Source organism: Massilia consociata, assembly GCF_042432755.1.
Lineage (GTDB): Bacteria > Pseudomonadota > Gammaproteobacteria > Burkholderiales > Burkholderiaceae_D > Telluria > Telluria consociata.
This window is the reverse complement of record NZ_JBHLWP010000018.1, coordinates 14,689-35,959: the sequence shown is the minus strand read 5'-3', so window position 1 is coordinate 35,959 and position 21,271 is coordinate 14,689. Positions and strand designations below refer to the sequence as shown.

The 21,271-nt window shown below is 66.9% G+C and carries 15 protein-coding genes and 1 tRNA gene; 7 read left to right on the top strand and 9 right to left on the bottom strand.

Annotated elements, in window-relative coordinates; genetic code table 11:
* Nucleotides 1-115: 115 nt before the first annotated feature.
* On the bottom strand, nt 116-2,794 hold the full coding sequence (locus ACFFJK_RS19305) for a bifunctional acetate--CoA ligase family protein/GNAT family N-acetyltransferase (RefSeq protein ID WP_379681289.1): 2,679 nt from the start codon (nt 2,792-2,794) through the stop codon (nt 116-118).
* Nucleotides 2,795-3,045: 251 nt separating this feature from the next.
* Here ACFFJK_RS19305 and ACFFJK_RS19300 point away from each other — a divergent pair, with 251 nt between their 5' ends.
* Genes ACFFJK_RS19300 through ACFFJK_RS19285 form a run of 4 tightly spaced genes read left to right on the top strand, consistent with a single transcriptional unit; the run spans nt 3,046 to nt 6,807 of the window.
* Nucleotides 3,046-3,498 carry a hypothetical protein gene (locus tag ACFFJK_RS19300; protein WP_379681288.1) on the top strand — a complete coding sequence of 151 codons (453 nt, stop codon included), beginning with the start codon at nt 3,046-3,048 and terminating at the stop codon, nt 3,496-3,498.
* A 59-nt stretch (nt 3,499-3,557) separates the two neighbouring features.
* Nucleotides 3,558-3,971, top strand: coding sequence for a hypothetical protein (locus ACFFJK_RS19295; protein ID WP_379681286.1), 414 nt, complete (start codon nt 3,558-3,560; stop codon nt 3,969-3,971).
* Entirely contained in the window at nt 3,971-5,440 is a 1,470-nt protein-coding gene (locus ACFFJK_RS19290; RefSeq protein WP_379681285.1) for a TolC family protein, read from the top strand. Before ACFFJK_RS19295 ends, ACFFJK_RS19290 begins: the two co-directional genes overlap by 1 nt.
* Complete coding sequence (locus ACFFJK_RS19285; RefSeq protein WP_379681283.1) at nt 5,437-6,807, top strand: multicopper oxidase family protein; 1,371 nt, start codon at nt 5,437-5,439, stop codon at nt 6,805-6,807. Before ACFFJK_RS19290 ends, ACFFJK_RS19285 begins: the two co-directional genes overlap by 4 nt.
* 18 nt (nt 6,808-6,825) lie before the next feature.
* Here ACFFJK_RS19285 and ACFFJK_RS19280 read toward each other — a convergent pair whose 3' ends face one another.
* From ACFFJK_RS19280 to ACFFJK_RS19260, 5 genes are all read right to left on the bottom strand, one after another.
* Nucleotides 6,826-9,564 carry an ATP-binding protein gene (locus ACFFJK_RS19280; RefSeq protein ID WP_379681282.1) on the bottom strand — a complete coding sequence of 913 codons (2,739 nt, stop codon included), beginning with the start codon at nt 9,562-9,564 and terminating at the stop codon, nt 6,826-6,828.
* 185 nt (nt 9,565-9,749) lie between these two features.
* Nucleotides 9,750-12,242, bottom strand: coding sequence for a heavy metal translocating P-type ATPase (locus ACFFJK_RS19275; RefSeq protein ID WP_379681280.1), 2,493 nt, complete (start codon nt 12,240-12,242; stop codon nt 9,750-9,752).
* Nucleotides 12,243-12,406: 164 nt separating this feature from the next.
* Nucleotides 12,407-13,426, bottom strand: a complete 1,020-nt coding sequence (locus tag ACFFJK_RS19270; protein WP_379681279.1) for a diguanylate cyclase domain-containing protein — start codon at nt 13,424-13,426, stop codon at nt 12,407-12,409.
* A 293-nt stretch (nt 13,427-13,719) separates the two neighbouring features.
* Nucleotides 13,720-14,310, bottom strand: coding sequence for a flavin reductase family protein (locus tag ACFFJK_RS19265; protein ID WP_379681278.1), 591 nt, complete (start codon nt 14,308-14,310; stop codon nt 13,720-13,722).
* 219 nt (nt 14,311-14,529) lie between these two features.
* Nucleotides 14,530-15,330 (bottom strand): hypothetical protein, encoded by an 801-nt coding sequence (locus tag ACFFJK_RS19260; protein ID WP_379681277.1) that lies wholly within the window; start codon nt 15,328-15,330, stop codon nt 14,530-14,532.
* Between the two features lie 214 nt (nt 15,331-15,544).
* On the opposite strand from ACFFJK_RS19260, the gene ACFFJK_RS19255 reads away from it, so the two are divergent.
* From ACFFJK_RS19255 to ACFFJK_RS19245, 3 genes are read left to right on the top strand one after another with little or no spacing between them, the layout of a single operon-like run.
* Nucleotides 15,545-17,008: a pilus assembly protein TadG-related protein gene (locus ACFFJK_RS19255; protein WP_379681276.1), complete on the top strand. Its 1,464-nt coding sequence runs from the start codon at nt 15,545-15,547 to the stop codon at nt 17,006-17,008.
* Nucleotides 17,005-17,487 (top strand): TadE/TadG family type IV pilus assembly protein, encoded by a 483-nt coding sequence (locus ACFFJK_RS19250; protein WP_379681275.1) that lies wholly within the window; start codon nt 17,005-17,007, stop codon nt 17,485-17,487. The genes ACFFJK_RS19255 and ACFFJK_RS19250 overlap by 4 nt, the downstream gene beginning before the upstream one ends.
* Nucleotides 17,420-18,058: a TadE/TadG family type IV pilus assembly protein gene (locus ACFFJK_RS19245; RefSeq protein WP_379681274.1), complete on the top strand. Its 639-nt coding sequence runs from the start codon at nt 17,420-17,422 to the stop codon at nt 18,056-18,058. The genes ACFFJK_RS19250 and ACFFJK_RS19245 overlap by 68 nt, the downstream gene beginning before the upstream one ends.
* A 195-nt stretch (nt 18,059-18,253) precedes the next feature.
* Here ACFFJK_RS19245 and ACFFJK_RS19240 read toward each other — a convergent pair.
* The 3 genes from ACFFJK_RS19240 to tilS all read right to left on the bottom strand — a co-directional run bounded on the left by ACFFJK_RS19240 (nt 18,254) and on the right by tilS (nt 21,221).
* Nucleotides 18,254-18,346: transfer RNA gene (locus ACFFJK_RS19240), tRNA-Ser, on the bottom strand.
* A gap of 104 nt (nt 18,347-18,450) precedes the next feature.
* Nucleotides 18,451-19,698, bottom strand: a complete 1,248-nt coding sequence (locus ACFFJK_RS19235) for an aspartate kinase (RefSeq protein ID WP_379681273.1) — start codon at nt 19,696-19,698, stop codon at nt 18,451-18,453.
* 149 nt (nt 19,699-19,847) lie between these two features.
* On the bottom strand, nt 19,848-21,221 hold the full coding sequence (gene tilS, locus ACFFJK_RS19230; RefSeq protein ID WP_379681337.1) for a tRNA lysidine(34) synthetase TilS: 1,374 nt from the start codon (nt 21,219-21,221) through the stop codon (nt 19,848-19,850).
* Between the last annotated feature and the right edge of the window lie 50 nt (nt 21,222-21,271).

Sequence of the window (21,271 nt, the reverse complement as noted above, 5' to 3'; positions counted from 1 at the left end):
TGAAATATTCTTTCACGGCTAGGCGGCTTGCGGACTGGGCGTCCGACTCACGGTACTGCTGCCCGCGCGGCGGTGGCAATACCGGTTGAACGCGCGGCCGGCGTAGGCGACCACCCTACAGTATCAAGCGCATCTCGCGCATGCCTTCCAGGCCGGTGGATTTCACGGTAAATCCGAGCTTCTTGACCATATTGGTCATGCGCGAATTCTGCGGCAGCGCCTCGCCCACGATCTCGCGGGTGCCGCGCGAACGGCAGTAGTCGATCAGCTTCTGCATCATGATCCTCCCCAGGCCCATGCCTTTCAGGTCCGAGCGCACCGTCACCGCAAACTCGGCCGTGATGTTGTCCGGGTCGGCCACCACCCGCCCCACCGCCAGGGTCTCGGGCACGCCGTCGGCATTCGGGCGCGTGGCGATGAAGGCCATCTCGCGGTCGTAGTCGATCTGGGTGAAGCGCGCCAGCTGCGAGGGCTGCAGTTCGCGGATGCGCACGAACATCCGGTAGCGCACGTCGTCCGGCGTGAGCGCATCGAAGAAGGCCAGGTGTGCCGGGCCGTCCTCGGGCCGGATCGGGCGCAGCAGCAACGGGCCGCCGTTCCAGTCGATGGTTTCCTCCAGTTCGCGCGGATAGGGGCGGATTGCCAGCCGGTCGAGCGTGCTGCCGGAACGGTCGGCCAGGGCCAGGCGCATGCGCGCGTCCAGCACCACGGTGCCGCGGCTGTCGGCCAGCAGCGGGTTCAGGTCCAGCTCCACGATCTCGGGAATGTCCGACACCATGCGCGAGACCTGCACCAGCGATGCCAGCACCGCGTCCATGTTCACCGCCGGCCGGTTGCGGTAGCCCGCCAGCAGCTTCGCCACCCGGGTACGGTCGACCAGGTCGCGCGCCAGCACCAGGTTCAGCGGCGGCAGGCCCACCGAGTGGTCCTGCGTCACCTCCACCGTCACCCCGCCCTGCCCGAACACGATCACCGGCCCGAATACCGGGTCGGTGGCGGCGCCCGCGATCAGCTCGTGCGCATTGCTGCGCCGGACCATGGCCTGCACCGAATAGCCTTCGAAGCGCGCCTGCGGGAACAGCTCGCCCATGCGCCGCCGCATGCGCGCCGCCGCCGCACGCACGGCCTCCTCGCTGTCGAGGTCCAGCGTCACGCCGCCGAAGTCGGACTTGTGCATCACGTCCGGCGTCAGGATCTTGACCGCGACCGGATAGCCGATGTGCTGGGCCGCCAGCACCGCTTCGTCGACGGTTTTCGCGGCGCGCGTCTCGACCACGGCCATGCCGTAGGTACGCAGGATGGCCTTGGTTTCGGGGTCGGACAGCAGGTAACGCCCGCCCGCGATGGCTTCGCGCACCAGGGCGCGCGCCGCCGCCCGGTCCGGCGCCACCGTGCCCGCCATCGAGGGCGGCACCTCCATCAGGAGGTTCTGGTTGCGCCGGTACTGCACCAGCTGCAGGAAGCCGGCCACCGCGTCCTCGGGCGTGCGGTATGCCGGCAGGCGCGCGCCGGAGGCGATCGCGCGCGCCTCCGATACCGCCGCCCCGCCCAGCCAGCACGACAGGATGGTCTTCGAGGCCGTGCGCACCAGCGGCGCGATGGCATTGGCCACGTCGCGGCTGGCCACCGTGGCGGTGGGCGACTGGATCACCAGCACCGCGTCGACCTGCGGGTCGTGCAGCAGGATCTCCAGCACCTGGCGGTACAGCTCGGGCGCGGCGCGTCCCTGCAGGTTGACGACGTTCCCGCGCCGCCAGCCCGGCGCCAGCAGCCCGTCGAGCTGCTCGCGCGACGCCTGCGCGAACTGCGCCTCGACGCCGCCGCCATAGGCCAGCGCGTCGCGCGCCAGCACGCCGGGCCCGGCGCCGTTGCTGACGATGGCCAGCCGCTCGCCGTGCAAGGGTCGTGCGTAGGCCAGGGTCTCGGCCGCCGAGAACAGCTGGTCGGTGGTGTATACCCGCAGCATGCCGGCGCGCCGGATGGCGGCGTCGAACACGTCGTCGGCGCCGGCCAGCGCCCCGCTCTCGCTTGCCGCCGCCGGGGCGGCTTCCTCCTCCCGCCCGGCCTTCAGGACCAGTACCGGCTTGCTGCGCGCGGCGGCGCGCGCGGCCGACATGAACTTGCGCGCATAACGCAGGTCCTGCACGTACAGCAGGATGGCCCCGGTCCCGCCGTCGCTCGCCAGGTAATCGAGCGTGTCGCCGAGGTCGACGTCGGCGCCGTCGCCCAGGGCGATGAAGTGCGAGAAACCGATGCCGCGCGTGCGCGCCCAGTCGAGCACCCCGGCCATCAGCGCGCCCGACTGCGACACGAAGGCGATCCTCCCGGGCAGCGCGCCGCTTGCCGCGATGCTGGCATTCAGGCCCAGGCCGGGCGCCAGCAGCCCGGCGCTGTTCGGCCCGAGCAGGCGCAGCAGGTAGGGGTGGGCGGCGTCGAGCATGGCCTGGCGCAGGCTGCGCCCGCGCAGGTTGCGCGCCTCCGACAGGCCGGACGACAATACCACCGCCGCCCGCGTACCGCGCTCGCCCAGCTGGCGCACGATGGCGGGCACCGTGGATGGCGGCGTGCAGATCACCGCCAGCGCCGGCGCCTGCGGCAGGTCCGCCACGGCGGCGTAGCAGCGCCGTCCGGCCAGCGCCTCGTACTTGGGATTGACGGGCCAGACCTCGCCCTTGAAGCCGCCCGCGAGCAGGTTGTGCAGCAGGGTCGCGCCCAGGCTGCCGGGCCGCTCCGATGCGCCGATCAGCGCCACCGACCGCGGGGCGAAGAGGTGTTCGAGGTTGCGCACGCTCATGCCATGCTCCCGGTACAAAGCAATGCGGAACTGGCAGGCGGCATCCTCATGTCCACTCCTCGAAAGTCGGCGTCAGGCAAGGATAGCGCCGCTTCGCAAGCCGGCGCGCACCGGACCGCCCACGGCTGCCTGGCTGCCCGGCTTGCCGCCGCGCGACGGAAGGGGCGGACGGGTAATCGCCTGGGCGCCTGCAGGCGGCGGACGGACGACACCGGCAGCCGATCGCAAACTTTGCAATTTGCCAAGCACCCGTGCTTGTCAATAAGGCGGCGAAAAGCCATGCTAGAATCGCCCCCGTGAAAACGCTCGCCCGTACCCTCCTCGTCTGGCTCGTGCTGCTGGCCATCCCGTTCCAGGGATTCGCCTCGGCGGCGATGCTGGCGTGCGCGCACGGCGAAGCGAAGGCCGCAGCCAGGACGGCGGATCACCATGCGCATGCGACCACGCCGCCCTGCCACGAATCATCCGGGCAGGCCGAGCACGCCCAAGCGGCCGCGAGCCAGGACGACGGCGGGCAGCATGGCCAGCACGGCTCCTGCGGCAACTGCGCCGCCTGTTCGGTCGGCGCCACGATGGCGCCTGCCCCGCACACACCGTTGAAACCCTGTTGTCCGTGCAGCTGCTGCCCCGCGACCGCGCCTGCCAGCGTGGCGGCTTTCGACCCCGACCTGCCCGACCGCCCTCCGCGCACCGCTCTCGCCTGATTCGCCCGGCCGCCCGTCCCGTCACGCGCGGCTGCCCCGACTTCAACCGAGAGGACCCCATGTTCCATGTATTCCTGATGGCAGGCGCCGCCGCATCGGCGCTTGCCGCCGCGCCAGCGGCGGCTGCCGCCCCTGCCGCGCCTGCGGCTTCCGCCCCTGCCGCCCTGCAGCGGGCTGACGACGCCAACGCCGCCGTCCCCGAGACGCAGTACCGCGGCGCCGTTCCCTACCACCCGGCAGAACGGCCGGCCACCACGCCTGACCGTCACTGGGCCGATGCCAACCGCACCGTCGCCGGCTACAACTCGATGATGCTGACCATGCCGGAGCACCCGGCGCCGCGGCCGGACGGTGCGCCGGCATCGCACGGCGCGCATGGTTCACACGGCGCGCACGGCGCGCCCCAACCGCAGCCCGCCCCGGTGCACGACCACGCAGGGCACGCGGGACACGACGGGAAAGGACACCACTGATGCGTACCATTTCCTTGGCCGGCGCCGCCTTGCTGGCGCTGGCAGGCTGCGCCAGCGTCGGGCCCGAGCAAGGCGCGGCCGATGTCGCCCGGCTGGTGCAGGAGCGCACCGGCGCGACGCCGCGGCTGGCGCCCGCCGGTAGCGACGGCCAGGCACTGGCGCAGGAGATCGACGCCCTGCTCGCGCAGCCGGTCTCGATGGACGGCGCGGTGCGCATCGCGCTGCTGAACCACCCCGGCCTGCAGGCCACCTACTGGGAAGTCGGTGTCGCCCAGGCTGACCTGGCGCAGGCGGCGCGCCTGCGCAACCCGTCGTTCGGCTTCTCGCGCCTGTCGGGCGGCGGCGAACGCGAACTGGAGCGCTCGGTCGGACTGGACCTGGCGGGCCTGCTGACCATGCCGCTGCGCCAGCGCATGGAAGCGCGCCGCTTCGACGCGGCCAGGCTGGCCGTGGCCGGCGCGATCGAACGCCACGCACTGGAAACACGCAAGGCCTGGGTCGAGGCCGTGGCCGCGCAGCAAAGCCTGGCCTATGCGCGCCAGGTCAACGCGTCAGCCGAGGCGGCTGCCGAGCTGATGGGGCGGATGACGAAAGCCGGCAATGCGAGCCAGCTCGACCTCGCGCGCGAGCGCGCCGCCTATGCCGAGACCAGCGCGGCCGTGCTGCGGGCCACCCGCAGCTTCGAGGGCGCGCGCGAAAACCTGACACGCCACCTCGGCCTGTGGGGTGCGCGGGCGGCTTACGCCCTGCCCGAGCGCCTGCCCGAGCTGCCGGCTGCCCCGCATGAACTGGCGCGCATCGAACAGGCGGCGCTGGAGCGCCGGCTCGACGTCCAGGCCGCGCGCCTCTCCGCCGGGCACCTTGCGTCCGACCTGGGCCTGACGCGCACCACGCGCTTCGTGAACGTGCTCGACATCGGCTGGCACGACAAGCGCGAGCGCGGCGAAGACGGCGGCAGCGCGCGCGCCGACGGCTATGAAGTCAGCCTCGAACTGCCGCTGTTCGACTGGGGCGGCGCCCGTGTCGCCCGTGCCGAAGCGGTGTACATGCAGGCCGTGCAGCGTGTCGCCGACACCGCCGTCACGGCCCGCAGCGAAGCGCGCGAGCGCTACCTCGGCTACCGCGCCAGCTACGACCTGGCCCGCCATTACCGCGACGAAGTCGTCCCGCTGCGCAAGAAGATCGCCGACGAGACCCTGCTGCGCTACAACGGCATGCTGGCCAGCCCGTTCGAGCTGCTGCTCGACGCGCGCGAGCAGGCGCAGGCCGTCTCGGCCTATATCGAGGCGCTCAAGGAATTCTGGCTTGCCGATACGGCGCTGGAAGGCGCATTGGGCGGCCGCATCGAGGCATCAAAGGTACCGGCAGATTCGCAGCAGGCGCACCGGCACCAGGAACACCAACACCACCGACACCACGAACACCGGCAACACCAGGAACAGAAAGAAGCAAAGGAACATCGGCCATGACCAACCGCAGAAACTTCCTCACCGGCGCCGGCGTCACCATGCTGGGCGCCTCGCTGGTCAGCCGGGCCGGCGCCGCGACGCTGCCCGATACCCCGAGCGCGTCTTCCGCCGCCACCGCTGCCCCGCTGGCGCCGCCCAACGGCCGCCCCTACAACCCGGTCGTCACCCTCAACGGCTGGACCCTGCCCTGGCGCATGAAGGATGGCGTCAAGGAGTTCCACCTGGTCGCCGAGCCGGTGGTGCGCGAGTTCGCACCCGGCATGCAGGCCAACCTGTGGGGCTACAACGGCCAGAGTCCGGGCCCGACCATCGAGGTGGTCGAGGGCGATCGCGTGCGCATTTTCGTGACCAACAAGCTGCCCGAGCACACCAGCGTGCACTGGCACGGCCAGCTGCTGCCCTGCGGGATGGACGGCGTCACCGGCCTCACCCAGCCCGGCATCCCGCCCGGTAAAACCTTCGTGTACGAATTCGTGGCGCGCCATGCCGGCACCTTCATGTACCACCCGCACGCCGACGAGATGCAGCAGATGGCGATGGGCATGATGGGCTTCTGGGTCACCCACCCGAAAAACCCGCGCCAGCACGCGGTGGACCGCGATTACGTGTTCCTGCTATCGAGCTACGACATCGAGCCGGGCAGCTACACGCCGCGCACCAACACCATGCTCGACTTTAACCTGTGGGCCATGAACAGCCGCGTCTTCCCCGGCATCGACCCGATGGTGGCGGGGCTGAACGAGAAGGTGCGCATCCGCTTCGGCAACCTGACCATGACCAACCACCCGATCCACCTGCACGGCCACCGCTTCGAAGTGGCCGGCACCGACGGCGGCTGGGTGCCGCCATCGCGCCGCTGGCCGGAGGTGACGACCGACGTCGCGGTGGGCCAGATGCGCGCCATCGAGTTCGTGGCCGACAATCCGGGCGACTGGGCCTTCCATTGCCACAAGTCGCATCACACGATGAACGCGATGGGCCACGACGTGCCGAACCTGATCGGCGTGGACCACCGCGGCGTGGCGCGCAAGATCAACAGCCTGGTGCCGGGCTACATGGTGATGGGCGACAAGGGCGGCTCGATGGGCGACATGCGCATGCGCCTGCCGGAGAACACGCTGCCGATGATGGACGGCAAAGGCCCGTTCGGGAACATGGAGATGGGCGGGATGTTCACGGTGCTCAAGGTGCGCGAGGGGCTCAAGCGCGGAGATTACCGCGACCCGGGCTGGTACAGGCATCCGGCGGGAACCGTGGCGCACGAGTGGACGGGAGACGTGCCGGCGGCGCCGAGCGCGCCACAGGCGGCGGGCGCACCGAAGGACGCGTCGCTGCACGTCCGCAAGCCGCGCAATCACAAGCATTGAACGGGTGGGCGGGAACCGCTATACGTGCTTGAGCAGCGCGATCAGCTCCTGCGGCGCCACCGGCTTGGTGAGGTGTTCGTCGAAGCCCGCCGCCAGCGAGGCGGCGCGGTCTTCCTTGCGCCCGCGCCCGGTCACGGCCACCATGTAGGGGCGCGGGACGCGGTGCCTGAGCGACGCGGCCACCTCCAGCCCGTCCATTTCCGGCATGCCGAGGTCGAGCACCGCGATGTCGGCCGGTCGCTCGTCGTACAGGCGCAGGGCGGCGGCGCCGTCGTGCACCACTTCCACCGTCGCCCCTTCGGAGCGCAGCAGCCAGGCCAGCGACTCGGCCGCATCGACATTGTCGTCGGCGATCAGGACGCTCTTGCGCAACCGGGCTTCCCCGCCGCTGCCCTGCTCGTCCGTGCCAGGTGCTTGCGGCGGCCGGATCGCCGGCAGGCGCACGGTGAAGGCCGAACCGTGGCCGGGCCCGGCGCTATGGGCCTCGATGCGTCCGCCGTGCAGCTCCACCAGGCCCTTGGCCAGCGACAGGCCGATGCCGAGCCCGCCCTGCGCCAGGTGGCTGGCGCTGCTCACCTGCACGAAGGCGTCGAACACCCGCGCCAGCATCGCCGGCTCGATTCCGATGCCGTTGTCGCGCACGCGCACCATGGCCTCGTTCCCGTCCGTACCGCGCTCCTCGTCCAGCGTGATCTCGATCTGGCCGCCCGGCGGCGTGTACTTGGCTGCGTTGTTGATCAGGTTGGCCAGCACCTGGGTCAGGCGCAGCTGGTCGGCCTCGACCCAGACCATGTCCTCGCACAGGTGCAGCGCCACCTGGTGGCGCCCGGCCTCCACCAGCGGCATGCTGGTCTGCAGGGTATCGCGGATCAAGCGCCCAAGCTCCAGCGGCGCGCGGCGCAGCGCGATCTTGCCGCGGCTGATGCGCGAGACGTCCATCAGGTCGTCGAGCAGCCGCGACATCTGCGCGGTCTGGCGCGCCACCATCTGGGCAATCCACTCGATGCGGTCCGGCGCCAGCTGCTTGCTGCGCAGGAGCGAAGCCGCGTTGGCGATCGGCGCCAGCGGGTTGCGCAGTTCGTGCGCGAGGGTGGCGATGTACACGTCCTTGCGGCGGTCGGCCTCCTTCAGCCCTTCCATCGCCTCTTCGCGCTCGCTCACGTCGAGCACCAGCGAGAACACCTTGTCGATGTCGCCCTGGTCGTCGTACAGCACCGAGTTGTACCACTCGCAGCACAGGGTGCGGCCGTCGCGGGTGCGGTTGCGGTTGGTCGACTTGACGTACTTGGTGGCCGAGTCGATCAGGCGTCCCATCGCCATCGCGACCTTGCCGGCATCGTCCTCGTGGACCACCGGCAGCGCATCGACGCGCTGCCCCACCGCCTCGTGCGCGCTCCAGCCAAACAGTTCCTCGGCGCGCCGGTTCCACAGCCGGATGACGAAGTCGCGGTCCCATTCGATGACCGCGAGCGGCGTGTTCTCGATCAGGTAGCGGGTCTGGTCGAGCGCCCGCGCGAGCGCCGCGCTGGCCTCGGTGCGCTCGGTGATGTCGTCGAGGACGATGACGGCCGCCGCCAGCTCGGCCGCCCCGTCGCGCAGCGGCGCCCCGCTGACGGTGAACACGCGACGCCCATTCGAGGCCACGCTTTCGAGCATCGCGTCGCGAAACGGCGTGCCGGCGATCGCGCGCCGCACCGGCTCGCCGATCAGCGACAGCATCGCCGCCGGCCCGCCCCCCGCGTCCTTGCCAGTGCCGGCATGCTCGAATCGCCTGGCCATGTGCTGGGCCTGGTCGTTGGCCATGACGCAGCGGCCATGGCGATCGACGATCAGCACGCCGTCCGGCAACTGGCGCAGCACCGAGCCGAGCAGGCTTTGCCACTGCGCGCGCGCGCGCGTTTCCAGCATCTCGTCGAAGGTGTCGCGCAGGCGCGTGTGCAGGCCGATATTGTCGATGGCGACGGCGCCCAGCACGAACAGCGAAGCGGCCAGGCCGTATACCCGGCCGGCGTAGAAGCCGAGGTCGTAGCGCCCGCTGTTGAGCAGGCAGGACAACAGCACCTCGAACACCCAGGCCGTCATCGCCACCGTCAGCCACACGTCGAGCACCGCGCGCGGCCGCTTCTGCACGATCTTCCACAACGCGTACAGGCTCAGGGCCAGCACCGCGGTACTGATCCAGCGGTACACGGGCTGGAAGCGCTGGTCCTCGACCAGCGTCGGCAGCCAGGGCGCGCCGGAGGTGCAGAGCAGCACCAGGAGGCACACGAACAGCGTCGTCAGGAGCGTACCCAGGCGCATGAAGTGCGGCGGCAACGGACGCCGGTAGTTGCGCGCATAGCCGAGCACGAACAGCGGGAACAGGGCATGCCAGGCGATGTACAGCCACGGCGTGGTCTGGCTGGTCCCGCCGAGCACGCCGCGGAACGAGAACAGGCCAGGGAAGGTCAGCATGTGGGCCAGCGCGATCAGCGCCGTGAACAGGTAGCCCAGCGTGAGGATGCCGAGCGACCACGAGCGGCTGGTGTGCACGTGGCCCAGCAGCAGGATACCGGTGAGCAGGTTGCTGCCGATGAGCATGGACTGGTGCATCGGCACGAATTCCGGCGCCACCGGCATCGGTGTCGCCGCCAGGGGCGCCAGCAGGGCGAACAGCACGGCCAGGACCACGATCACGACCAGGACGTTGCGCAGCTGGTGGCCGGTTGGGGGGTGTTTCGCCAGGTCTGCCGGTTCTGCTAAAACACCATGTCGCATGTGTCATCCCAAGGGAATGCTGGCCGAGAAATCGTGCTGCGTCCGCTGTTGCTCCTACTGTGGCGCCTGCTTTTGCTCCAGTTTTTGTACTGCTATTTGGTTTCGATCAAAATATAGCTCAAAAGTATGTGCCTGGCACAGTTATTTTATTGTCATCGAAAAGAAACAAACGCCGGCCCCGGTATTCAGGCGCCCGCGCGCGCCGTCACCGGATAGCCGGCGGCGTCGATCGCGGCCACGATGCGGTCCAGGTCCGCGCTGCTGTCGATCGTCACCTTCTTCGTCGGCAGGTCCACGTTCACCTTCGCGGCCTCGTCCACGCCCTGCACGGATTTGGTCACGCGGCCCACGCAATGCCCACAGCTCATGCCATCCACGGTCAATTCATACATGGTGCTTCCTCCTTGTTGCGGGGACGCCGTCGTCCCCGTGGTTGATAATGGTTCGGATGCCTGCGCCTGCGGCCGCCAGCCGCGCAGCAGCAACGCATTGGCCACCACGCTCACCGAGCTGAGCGCCATCGCGGCCCCGGCCAGAACCGGGTTGAGCAGGCCGGACGCGGCCAGCGGGATGCCGACCACGTTGTAGACGAAGGCCCAACCGAGGTTCTGGCGAATCTTCGCATAGGTGCGCTGCGAAACGGCGACCGCGTCCGCCACCAGGCCGGGGTCGCCGCGCATCAGGGTAATGCCGGCACTGTGCATGGCGACATCCGTGCCGCCGGCCATCGCGATGCCGACATCGCTCGCGGCCAGCGCCGGCGCGTCGTTGATGCCGTCGCCGACCATCGCGACCTTGCGCCCGGACGCCATCAGTTCCGTGACAACGCGCGCCTTGTCGCCCGGCAGCACGCCGGCATGGAAGCGCTCGATGCCGAGCTGGCGCGCCACCAGGCGCGCCGCGCCTTCGTTGTCGCCGGTAAGCATGACCGGCTCGATGCCCATCGCCCGCAGCCGCGCAACGGCGCCGGCCGCGCCGGGCTTGAGGGCGTCGCCGAAGGCCAGCAGGCCCACCACTTGCGCCAGGCCGTTCCTGCGCTCGGCAAGCCAGGACACGGTGCGCCCGCTGTCCTCGTGCGCGCGGGCCCGTGCCTGCAGCGCGGCCATGTCCACCCCCTGCTCCGCCATCAGGCGCGCATTGCCCAGGTAAAGCGTGGCGCCCCCGGCCTCGGCCTGGACGCCGCGCCCCGGCAGGGCCACCGCCCCGCTCGCTTGCGGCAAGGATAGGCCGCGCGCCTGCGCGGCAGCGGCCACCGCGCCTGCCAGCGGGTGCGCACTGTACTGCTGCACGGCCCAGGCCAGCGCCAGCACGGCCTCCGGCGCCTCCGCCGGCCTGGCCGCTTCGACGGCCACCACCTGCGGCTTGCCCTCGGTCAGCGTGCCGGTCTTGTCGAAGACCACGACGTCGAGCGCATGGGCCGTTTCGAGCGCTTCCGCGTCCTTGATCAGGATGCCGTGCCGCGCCGCGGCGCCGGTGCCGACCATGATCGAGGTCGGCGTGGCCAGCCCCAGCGCGCAGGGACAGGCGATCACCTGCACCGCCACCGCATTGAGCAGCGCCGCCTGCCAGTCGCCCGTCGTCAAGCCCCAGCCGAGCAGCGTCACGAGCGACACCAGCAGCACCGCCGGCACGAACACGGCGCTGACCCGGTCCACCAGGCGCTGCACCGGGGCCTTGACCGCCTGCGCATCCTCGACCATGCGGATGATCCGGGACAGCATGGTCCCGGCGCCGACGGCGGTGGCGCGCACCAGCAGCAGGCCCTCGGCGTTCACCGCGCCGCCGGTGGCACGGTCTCCCGGCTCCCTGGCCACCGGCAGGCTTTCGCCGGTGAGCAGGGATTCGTCCAGGTGGCTGCGCCCCTCCTCGACCACGCCGTCGGCCGGCACCCGCTCGCCGGGACGCACGACCATCAGGTCGCCCACGCGCAGCGCGTCGAGGGCGATGCGCGTGTCGACGCCGTCGCGCCGCACCAGCGCGTCGCCCGGCCGCAGTGCCTGCAGCGCCTCGAGCGCAGCCAGCGTCTGGCGCTTGGCCCTGCCCTCCAGCCATTTACCGAGCAATACCAGGGTGATGACGACCGCCGACGTTTCGAAATACAGGTGGGTGCCGCCGTGGTCGCCCGGTTGACGCGACAGGGGGTTCAGCATCAGATACAGCGACAAGCCGTAGGCCGCGCTGGTGCCGATCGCCACCAGCAGGTCCATGTTGCCGCTGCCGGCGCGCAGCGCCTTCCAGCCGGCACGGTAGAAGCGCGCGCCCAGCCAGAACTGCACCGGGGTGGCCAGCGCCAGCTGCAGCCAGCCCGGCAGCATCGGGTCGATCCCGAACGGGCCGAGGAACATCGGCGCCACCAGGGGCGTGCTCAGCAGTACAGCCGCGGCGACCGGCCACCAGGCCGGCAACGCGGCTTCCCGCTTTCCCGCCTGCCCGGGGACCGGCGCCGATGCATCGTGCGCCTCGTAGCCCGCCGCCTCCACCGCGGCGACCAGCGCAGCCGCATCGGCGCTGCCGCGCACGCTCGCCTTCTCGGTGGCCAGGTTGACGGCGGCCTCCTCGACGCCCGGCACCGCCCGCAAGGCCTTCTCGACCCGCGCAACGCACGAGGCGCAGGTCATGCCCTCGATGCGCAGGACCGCTTCACCGCTCCCCCTTGCCGTGTTTGTCCTGGTGTCCATGTGTCCTCCTTGTCGATGCCTTTACGCCATACCGGAAGCATAGTCCTTCCCACAATGGGAAGGTCAAGCGTCTTTTTCAGGGCAATGGCGGCAGGGCGCCGGAGCGGGCGCTCCGGCAGGCCGGGACAGGCAGGAAAACCGGGAGGGATGAATCCGCAGGGTGATCAGCAGGGATGCTTGGCCGAACACACCTGCCCGCGCCCGGCCTTCTTGGCCCGGTACATGAAGTGGTCGGCTTCCTTCAGCAGTTCCTCCGGCTGGCGCGGGTTGGCCGTGGTATTGAGGGCGATGCCGATGCTGGCGCGTACGCGCACCGCGCGGCCCGGCAGTTCCACCGGCTCGGCAATGCTGGCGCTGAGTTTTTCGGCCACCATGTGGACATCGTCGAAGGTATCGGCCATGTCCTCGAGCAGGACGGTAAATTCGTCGGCGTCCAGGCGGAATACGCTGTCCGTCTTGCGCACGCCGAGGCGCAGGCGCTCGGCGATCACGCCCAGCAGGATGTCCCCCGCTTCATGGCCCTGCGAATCGTTGACGGCCTTGAAGCCGTCGAGGTCGATGTACAGCATGCCGACCGTCTTGCCGCTGCGGCTGGCGCGGGCCTGGGCCAGCGGCAGCGATTCCATGAGCGCGCGCCGGTTCAGCAGGCCGGTGAGCATGTCGTGGCGGCTTTCGAATTCGCGCTTGGCCTGCTCCTGCTTGCGCTCGGTGATGTCGTGCAGGAAGGCGCTGAACATCGTGCGGCCGTCCACCTCCAGGGCGCGGATGCGCGCCTCGACCGTCAGCGCCGTTCCGTCGCGCCGCACGGCCGGCAGCTCGACGCGCTCGCCGGCGCCGCCGGCGGCGGCAGCCAGGCAAGCCTGTACGCCGCCGTGCCCGCCATCCGCCTGGGCAGGAGGAACGATCAGCCGCTCCAGGGACTGGCCGATGGCTTCCGTACGCGGCCAGCCGAAGGTGTGCTCGGCCTGGCGGTTCCAGGCGGTGACGATGCCGGCTTCATCCAGGCCGATATAGGCATCGCTGGCATGTTCGATCACGCTGCCGAGCTCCGCTTCGCGCGCACGCAGTTCGGTTTCAAGCACGCGCTGGCGCGCAATGGCCTCGGCCAGCATGCGCTGCGCTTCCTGCAGTTCGGCAGTGCGTTCGGCGACGCGTCGTTCGAGCTCCGCAAGTGCGTCGGGCATCGATGGACAATCAAGTTCGTCAGGTGGCAATGAGGCGGCAGGCATAAATATTCGTCAGTGATGGCACCGGCACGCATGCCGGAAAAGTAGGAATGTAACAGATACTCTATTGCCGATACAAAATTGAACTGTCTTTCAGACCAACAATGTGTCGCAAAGATGGGAATCCGTGACATTATTGTCATATCGGATGCTTCTTGGCGTTAACAAGCTTCTACGGACGACGGCACGCGCTCCGGCACTAGCATGGTGCGTGGCCCGAGCCGGTGCCCCTGCCCGCCTGACTGCCGTCCCTAAGCCTCTTCCCGAGGGCCGGCGGCACTCACCGGCTCGCCGATGGTATAGAAATGTCCGCCTGCGATGTGGTGGATGCTGCGCCATGCCGGATCGGCGCTTTCGAAATGCCAGTGTCCGTCCCGGAAGACACGCGCATCCGCCCACGCGCCGGTGACTTCGCCGATGAACAGGTCGTAGGCCTGCTGGTTGTGCGGCTCGGGGATCAGCCTGCATGCGAGCCAGGCGGAGCAGCCTTCGACGAAAGGCGCATCGACGCCGTCCATGCGGATCAGGCTCACGCCGGCGCGTTCGAGCTTGTCCGGCTCCGCGTGGAGACTGCGGTTGCCCACTTCGTGCGTCAGCCGCAGCTGGCGCACCGTGGGCAGCTGGATCACGAACTCCCCGCTGCCCTCGACCAGCAGGCGGGTCCGGGTCGACTTGTCGAGGACCACGGTCAGCTTGGGTGGTGCGAAATCGAGGGCGCAGGCCCAGGCCGCGGCCATCACGTTCTCCACGCCTTCGTGGCGGGCGGAGACCAGTACGGTCGGGCCATGGTTGAGGAGCCGGTAGGCCTTTTCCAGGGGGACGGGTTGAATGTGCTCGTTCATGCGGTGTCGGTCCGGGGAAATCCCTAGTGTGCCATGGAAGCGTGGAATGGTGCGCCGTGTGGGGGCGCGGGCGGGGAGTCGCGGCCGCCCGTGCCTGGTCGCCGCGTCAGCAGTCGCCGCCAGTTCATCGTGCGCCCTCGTTTCGCTACGCCCGTCAGCCGGATCGTACAAAAGCTGGATCTGCTTGCCGAATGCACAAACCGCGTCACAGGCCGGGCGCTAGTCCCTTAGCGCGCTCACCGGCGCTTCGGCACCACGTTGGTCAACTGGCACGGATGACTCGGGCCTCCGGCGGCGGCGCAAGATACTCTGCAGCCAGGAACATGCCGCTGCTATCCACAGCATCCACACCGCCACCAGAAAATAAATCAGGTGGGGGACCTGGTCCGTTAGAAGTATTCCGAGGAACGTTGCAATAGTCATCAATGCAAGCGGGCTCAATATACAGGTCCGGCAGAGAGGGATCCTTGACCACGGGAACAGAGACGCGCAGGCGGTGAAAGCAGCAACGAGCAGGAACGATCCGCTTGAAAGGGCGGCGGCACCTGCGTACCCGAAAGTAAGGAGCAGGACGATGGAGGCCGGGTTGAAATGATTCCATGACCCACGACTCGAATGGGAAAACACTGCCATACGCGTTCTTGCGGTCGCTTCCGGGGAGAGGAGAACACGATAAATGATAGCAGCCAGAATGGAGCCAAGCGCCACGATCACGGCATGGGTAAATGGCTTGGCGTTATTACGAATGGCCCAGCCTTCAAGCAGGACAAATCCGAGGGTAGAACAAAGGAGCGTGCTGAAACCGCTGTTGCGGACCGACGATTCCAGCATCGCGTGTTTATCATCCATTGCTATCAGCTCCGGGTATTTAGAAACAAGAAAATGATTCGCAGCCCATATGTAGACCGTCGGCTCTGGCTGCATTGCATCTCCCGGCTCTACTTTGTTGTAGCAGCTCGATCCCAGCAATAGATCATTTCGCCGTACTTGGCGTAAATCAATTAAGTCGTTTTCTTGCACCGAGGTTTTTTCGAAGAAACCTCGGTGGCCCTAGCTTCTTGAACGAGGGCATAGAGAATTCTCGGTTGCATACAACCTGCATTGACGCTAGCAGAAGATGCTCCGCCCGCACCTACGGAGAATTGTTTAAGATCAATTTTTCCTGATCATAGGCGATTAGACTCGTCTTCGATGCTCGCGTTTGGGAGTGCAGGACATTTCAGGGAGAGCTGGCATGGGCAGACTTGAGTATGGGCAGCGCCGACCACTCATGCGCCGCACATCCATGATTCGACCAGGCCGCGAGAGCGGCTCAGTGGCAATCATGACCATAGGGGCGCTGGTGATCATCATCGCTTTTTGTGGTCTCGCGCTCGATCTTTCCCGCGTCTACAACAGGAAAATGGAACTGCAGAACGCTGCAGATGTTGCGGCTCTTGCTGCTGCACGCGAGCTGAATGGAACACGTGCAGGTATTGACAAAGCCATCGAAGAGGCATCGAAGCGGTTCGGTGGTTCGAGCGCCAACTCTGTTACTTTTGGGTACGGCCAACGGATGCAATGGGCTGCTGCCGCGATCGAGTTCGGCCCGACGCCAAACGGGCCTTGGCAATCATCGGTTAGTGCGCAAGGAAATCCAAACGGGCTCCTCTATGCAAGGGCGAATACGACTGGTCTCGACTCGTCGTACGGTGAAGTAGATACCGTCTTCATGCCTTTCTTCTCGCCTGACTTGGCGGCTGTATCGGTCAGCGCTCGCGCCATTGCAGGGCGCTCCGCTATCAAGGCGATGCCGTTGGGGCTGTGCGCCATGAGACCCGAGCAGAGGCGGGATCGTGCAGGAGAGTTGGAGGAGTACGGGTTCCGGCGAGGCGTCAGTTATGACCTGATGCAGCTTAACCCTGAGTCGAAAAACACCGCCCAATCGTTCCTGCTCGATCCTTTTGGAGCGTCAGGGGGAGGCACATCGGCAAGCAGGATTCGCGCGGCCGAGCCTTATGTCTGCACCGGCACTCTCGCCATTGCACGCTTGTCGGGCGATCAAGTCGGTGTTTCTTCCCCATTCCCCTTGGCCAGTCTCGTCAGGCACCTGAACTCACGCTTCGCGTCCGACGCCACAGCATGTGATCCGGAGACTGCACCACCGGATGCAAACGTCAAGAAATATGTGTTCAATACCAGTGTGCCGTGGATGAGCACCGCACCCGATGGCCAGTCTGCAGCGCTGTCCGAGGTGGATAGCAAGCGGTGGACCGTTGCCGGCCCTGACCCGACGCCGGCCGACACGACAGCCGGGATGTACGGACCATTGTGGGCTTATGCCAGAGCCGCCCGTTATGCCAGTACCGAACCGCCAGACGGCGCGTATGCCACGTTCGCCACATCGAACTGGGGCACCCTGTACAACCCGGGAAAGCCCACGGCGGCAACCAGCTACCCCTCCAGCGGCACGCCATATATGCAAACCAGAGGCTCAGCCAACTTCGAGGCCCCGGCCGGGAGTAACAAGGGTGTTCGTCATCGCCGGGTGCTGAACGTGCCCTTGCTTGAATGCCCCGTCACCGGCAACCGGGCAACAGTGCTCGGTATCGGCCGTTTCTTCATGACCGTACCAGCGAACGATACGCACCTGTATGCCGAGTTCGCCGGCCTGGTCCCGGAACCCAGCTTGAGCATCCAGATGAAACTCTATCCATGAAACGACAACAAACATTATTTCGCAGGCGGACCGACAAAGGCAGCATTGCTGTCGAGACGGCGCTATGTCTGCCGCTGCTGATTCTCTTCCTTGCTGTTCCATTCTTCCTGGCTCGGTACTTCTGGTATTACAGCGTTGCCCAGAAGGCAGCGCACGACAGCGCCCGCTTCCTGGCCAGTGCCACCCAGCTCGAAATGGTACTGGCCGACGGGGCTGGTGGCTCTAAGTTGCCCATTGCGTCCGTTGCCGAAGCGATCGTGGACGCCGAGTTAGGTGAGATCAAGCCGGCTCTTACGCGCTACACCATCTCGGTCTTGTGCGATGGCGATACTTGTGGCGGCGAACTGCCACAGACGATCCGCGTTTCCGTCCGCCTCTGGATGCGCGACGACATCTTTGGAGCTCTTACAAATGAATATTTTGGCGAAGACGCGCTTCGCCTCGAAGGCCGTGTCACGATGCGCTATGTGGGCAACTAATCCACCGCTCCCGCGCCTTGCCCGGAGGCGTAAACAGCAGGGCGTAGCGGCCGTCGAGTTTTCACTCATTGCCATTCTTTATTTCACACTTTTTTTCGGAATTATCGAGGTTGCGCGGGCCATGTACATCTGCAACACCTTGCAAGAGGTCACCAGGCGGGCCGCGGCGTTTGCAACGAATACCGACTTCAGTAACGACGATGCGGTACAGGACGTGCGTGAGCGAGCGATCTTTCGGACCAGTCCTGGTTTCTTGTTGTTTGCGGAACCAGTTACCGATGAGCACATCAATATCGACTACATGCGACTTCGGCAGTCCGGCGGTACGCTTACCATGGAGAGGATTCCGGAAAGTTCATTGCCGGCTGATCCAGCGGAAAACCATGTGAATTGCACCAGGAACCGTTATGGCGACAACTGCATCCGCTTGGTGCGCGTACGCGTGTGCCAGGAAGGAAGCGGCGAATCGTGCACACCCGTACCTTACAGGACACTCGTCTCATTCGTTCCACTACCCTTCGGCTTGCCGCGTTCCGTTACGATTGTTAACGCCGAAACCCTTGGCCTGTAGTCGGCGTCAATGAGATAGTTGAAACGCCGGGCGTCCCAGGGGCGCTGACAGTCAGCATTCAAAAGTGCGCATGGCACCAACAAGGCGATTACCTCGGTTCCTATCTACCTTGCTATCGTACTGGAGAATGATCAAGTGAGCTTCCAATAGAGAAAAGAAAAAAGCCACCTAGCGGTGGCTTTTTTCTTTAATACTTGGCGGAGACGGTGGGATTCGAACCCACGATACGGGTATAAGCCGTATGCTTCCTTAGCAGGGAAGTGCCTTCGGCCACTCGGCCACGTCTCCAGTCAGTCCTGACTTACTTGCTTGTCAGTCAGCGCTGAGTGCAGGCATCTTAAGGGCTGGTGTCCGTTGCGTCAAGGACGCACGCCCGAAAATTTTGAAAATTGTTAAGCTTGCTCGAGGTTAAAGGCCTTGTGCAGGGCGCGCACGGCCAGTTCCATGTATTTTTCGTCGATCAGCACCGAGATCTTGATCTCCGAGGTCGAGATCATCATGATGTTGATGCCCTCTTCCGACAGGGTGCGGAACATCTGCGAGGCCACGCCGACGTGGCTGCGCATGCCCACGCCCACCGCCGACACCTTCGACACCTTGGCGTCGCCCAGCACCTTGGCCGCGCCCAGCGCCTCGCGCTGGTTTTCCAGCACGCTCATCGCCTTCACGTAGTCGTTGCGCGATACGGTGAAGGTGAAGTCGGTCTTGCCGTCCACCGACTGGTTCTGGATGATCATGTCCACTTCGACGTTGGCCTCGGCGATCGGGCCGAGGATGTGGAAGGCGACGCCCGGCTTGTCCGGCACGCCCAGGACGGTGATCTTGGCTTCATCGCGATTGAAGGCGATACCGGAGATGACGGCTTGTTCCATATTGCTTTCTTCCTCAAACGAAATCAGGGTGCCGGACTTCGCTTCCTCGTCCAGCGGCATCAGGGGATCGGTCAGCGACGACAGCACGCGCGTCGGGACCTGGTAGTTACCTGCAAATTCGACCGAGCGCGTCTGCAGCACCTTCGAGCCCAGCGATGCGAGCTCGAGCATTTCTTCGAACGTGATCTTGCTCAGGCGGCGCGCCTCGTGCACCACGCGCGGATCGGTCGTGTAGACGCCGTCGACGTCGGTGTAGATCAGGCATTCGTCGGCCTTCAGCGCGGCCGCGATCGCCACTGCGGAGGTATCCGAACCGCCGCGGCCCAGGGTCGAGATGTTGCCATCCTCGTCCATGCCCTGGAAACCCGTGATGATGACGATCTTGCCCGCTTCCAGGTCGCCGCGCACACGGGTGTCGTCGATCGACTGGATGCGTGCCTTGGTGAACGACGAGTCGGTGCGGATGCCCGCCTGCCAGCCGGTGTACGAAACCGCGTCCTTGCCGATCGCCAGCAGCGCCATCGCCAGCAGGCCGACCGAGACCTGCTCGCCGGTCGAGGCTATCATGTCCAGTTCGCGCGGGTCCGGCTGCGGCATGATTTCCTTGGCCAGCGCGATCAGGCGGTTGGTTTCACCAGACATCGCGGATGGCACCACCACGATCTGGTGGCCGGCATCATGCCACTTCGCCACACGGGCCGCGACATTCTTGATACGGTCCGTCGAGCCCATCGACGTCCCGCCATATTTGTGGACAATTAAAGCCATATCAGGAAGGGTTCCAGCTTGTTGAAAGATCAAAAGGGGACCCTTACTCTAGCATGCTGCAGCGCAGTATCACAAGGCTGGCCAGAAAAAAAGCTATACGAAAAGAAAATAAAGTAATACCTTTTTCGTATAGAAACTATCCGGCAAGTCTACGGGTGCGCCGGCACCCAGCGCAGTGCAACACGTGCGCCCTGCCCGTCCACGCCCGCCGGCGCCATCCGGCGGCAATCCATGCCGATGGCGGCAGCGAACAGCAGGTCCGCGCCGGCCCAGACCACCGGCGCGCGCTCGCGCTCCCAGGCCGGCACGCCCAGGGACTGGTAATGGGCTTTCAGGCTGCGCGTCGGGCGGTTCGGCGCAGGCTTGAGGCGCTCTCCCCCCTTGCGAAAGTCGATCGTGAGCGCTTGCGCGCGCAGCCAGGCCGCATCGAAACCCTGCTCCGCCGCGTCGAAATGCAGCACGCCGCCATAGGCCGGAAACGCCAGCGCCGCTTCGCCGCGCCAGGCGAAGGTTTCGCCGTGCTTGTCGAGCACGCCCTCGTCGTCCGGGTCGCGCATGCCCGCCAGGTCGGGCAGGCGCGGCGTGATGTGCAGCCGGCCGCGGTGGCGGCGGATGTGGCAGGCCGGGTGGGTGACCTTGAGCTGCGCGTCCTCGCGCGCGGAGAACAGCTGGGACACCATTTCGCCCAGCCATGCCGTCGACGGCATGGCATAGCCGCGCCGCGCGAACAGGTGGCGCAGCAGGTTGTCGACGCGGTCGCGGCTGAGAAGCTCCAGCCGTGCCAGATCGACGGTGTCGCCGTCGCTGCAGGCCGCCAGGTCCTGCTGCGCCAGCTCGTCGAGCATGCGCTGGGCCGACTGCACGTGGGCAGCGCCGCGCGCCAGGCGTTGCTGGAAACCGGGGAAGGCGGCGGCGAGCGCCGGCATGACCTGGTGGCGCAGCGCATTGCGCGCGTAACGCGGGTCGCTGTTGGATTCGTCCTCGACCCAGGCCAGTCCGACTTCCCGCGCGCAGGCTTCCAGCGCTGCGCGCGACAGCGACAGCAGAGGGCGCGCCATCACCAGGTCCGGGTCGCCCAGCAGGCCGGGCGCCCGGTTGGACGTGTCCATGCCGGAAAGACCGGCCGGGCCCGAGCCGCGCAACAGTTGCAGCAGCACGGTTTCGGCCTGGTCGTCGAGGTGGTGGGCGGTCAGGAGCAAGGGGACGCCGTGGGCGCGGCACATGTCGCCCAGGGCCGCATAGCGCTGCTTGCGGGCCTCGGCCTCGATGCCGGTCTTGCCGGGTTGGACGTCGACGCGGCGATGGTCGAAGCCGATACCCAGGCGGGCGCAGGCTTCACCGACATGCGCCAGCCAGGCGTTGGCATTCGGGCTCAGCCCGTGGTGGACGTGGAAGGCATGCAGGGCGACGCCCTGCCCGGCCGCCCAGGCATGGGCCAGGTGCAGCAGCACCATCGAATCGAGGCCGCCGCTGCAGGCAATCGCAACGGATGTGGGGGGGTGCTGGGTGCGCAGGCCGAGCATGGCCTGCGCGAAGACTGCCGGAAGATGCACGCGCGATGCGGGTCCGGCCT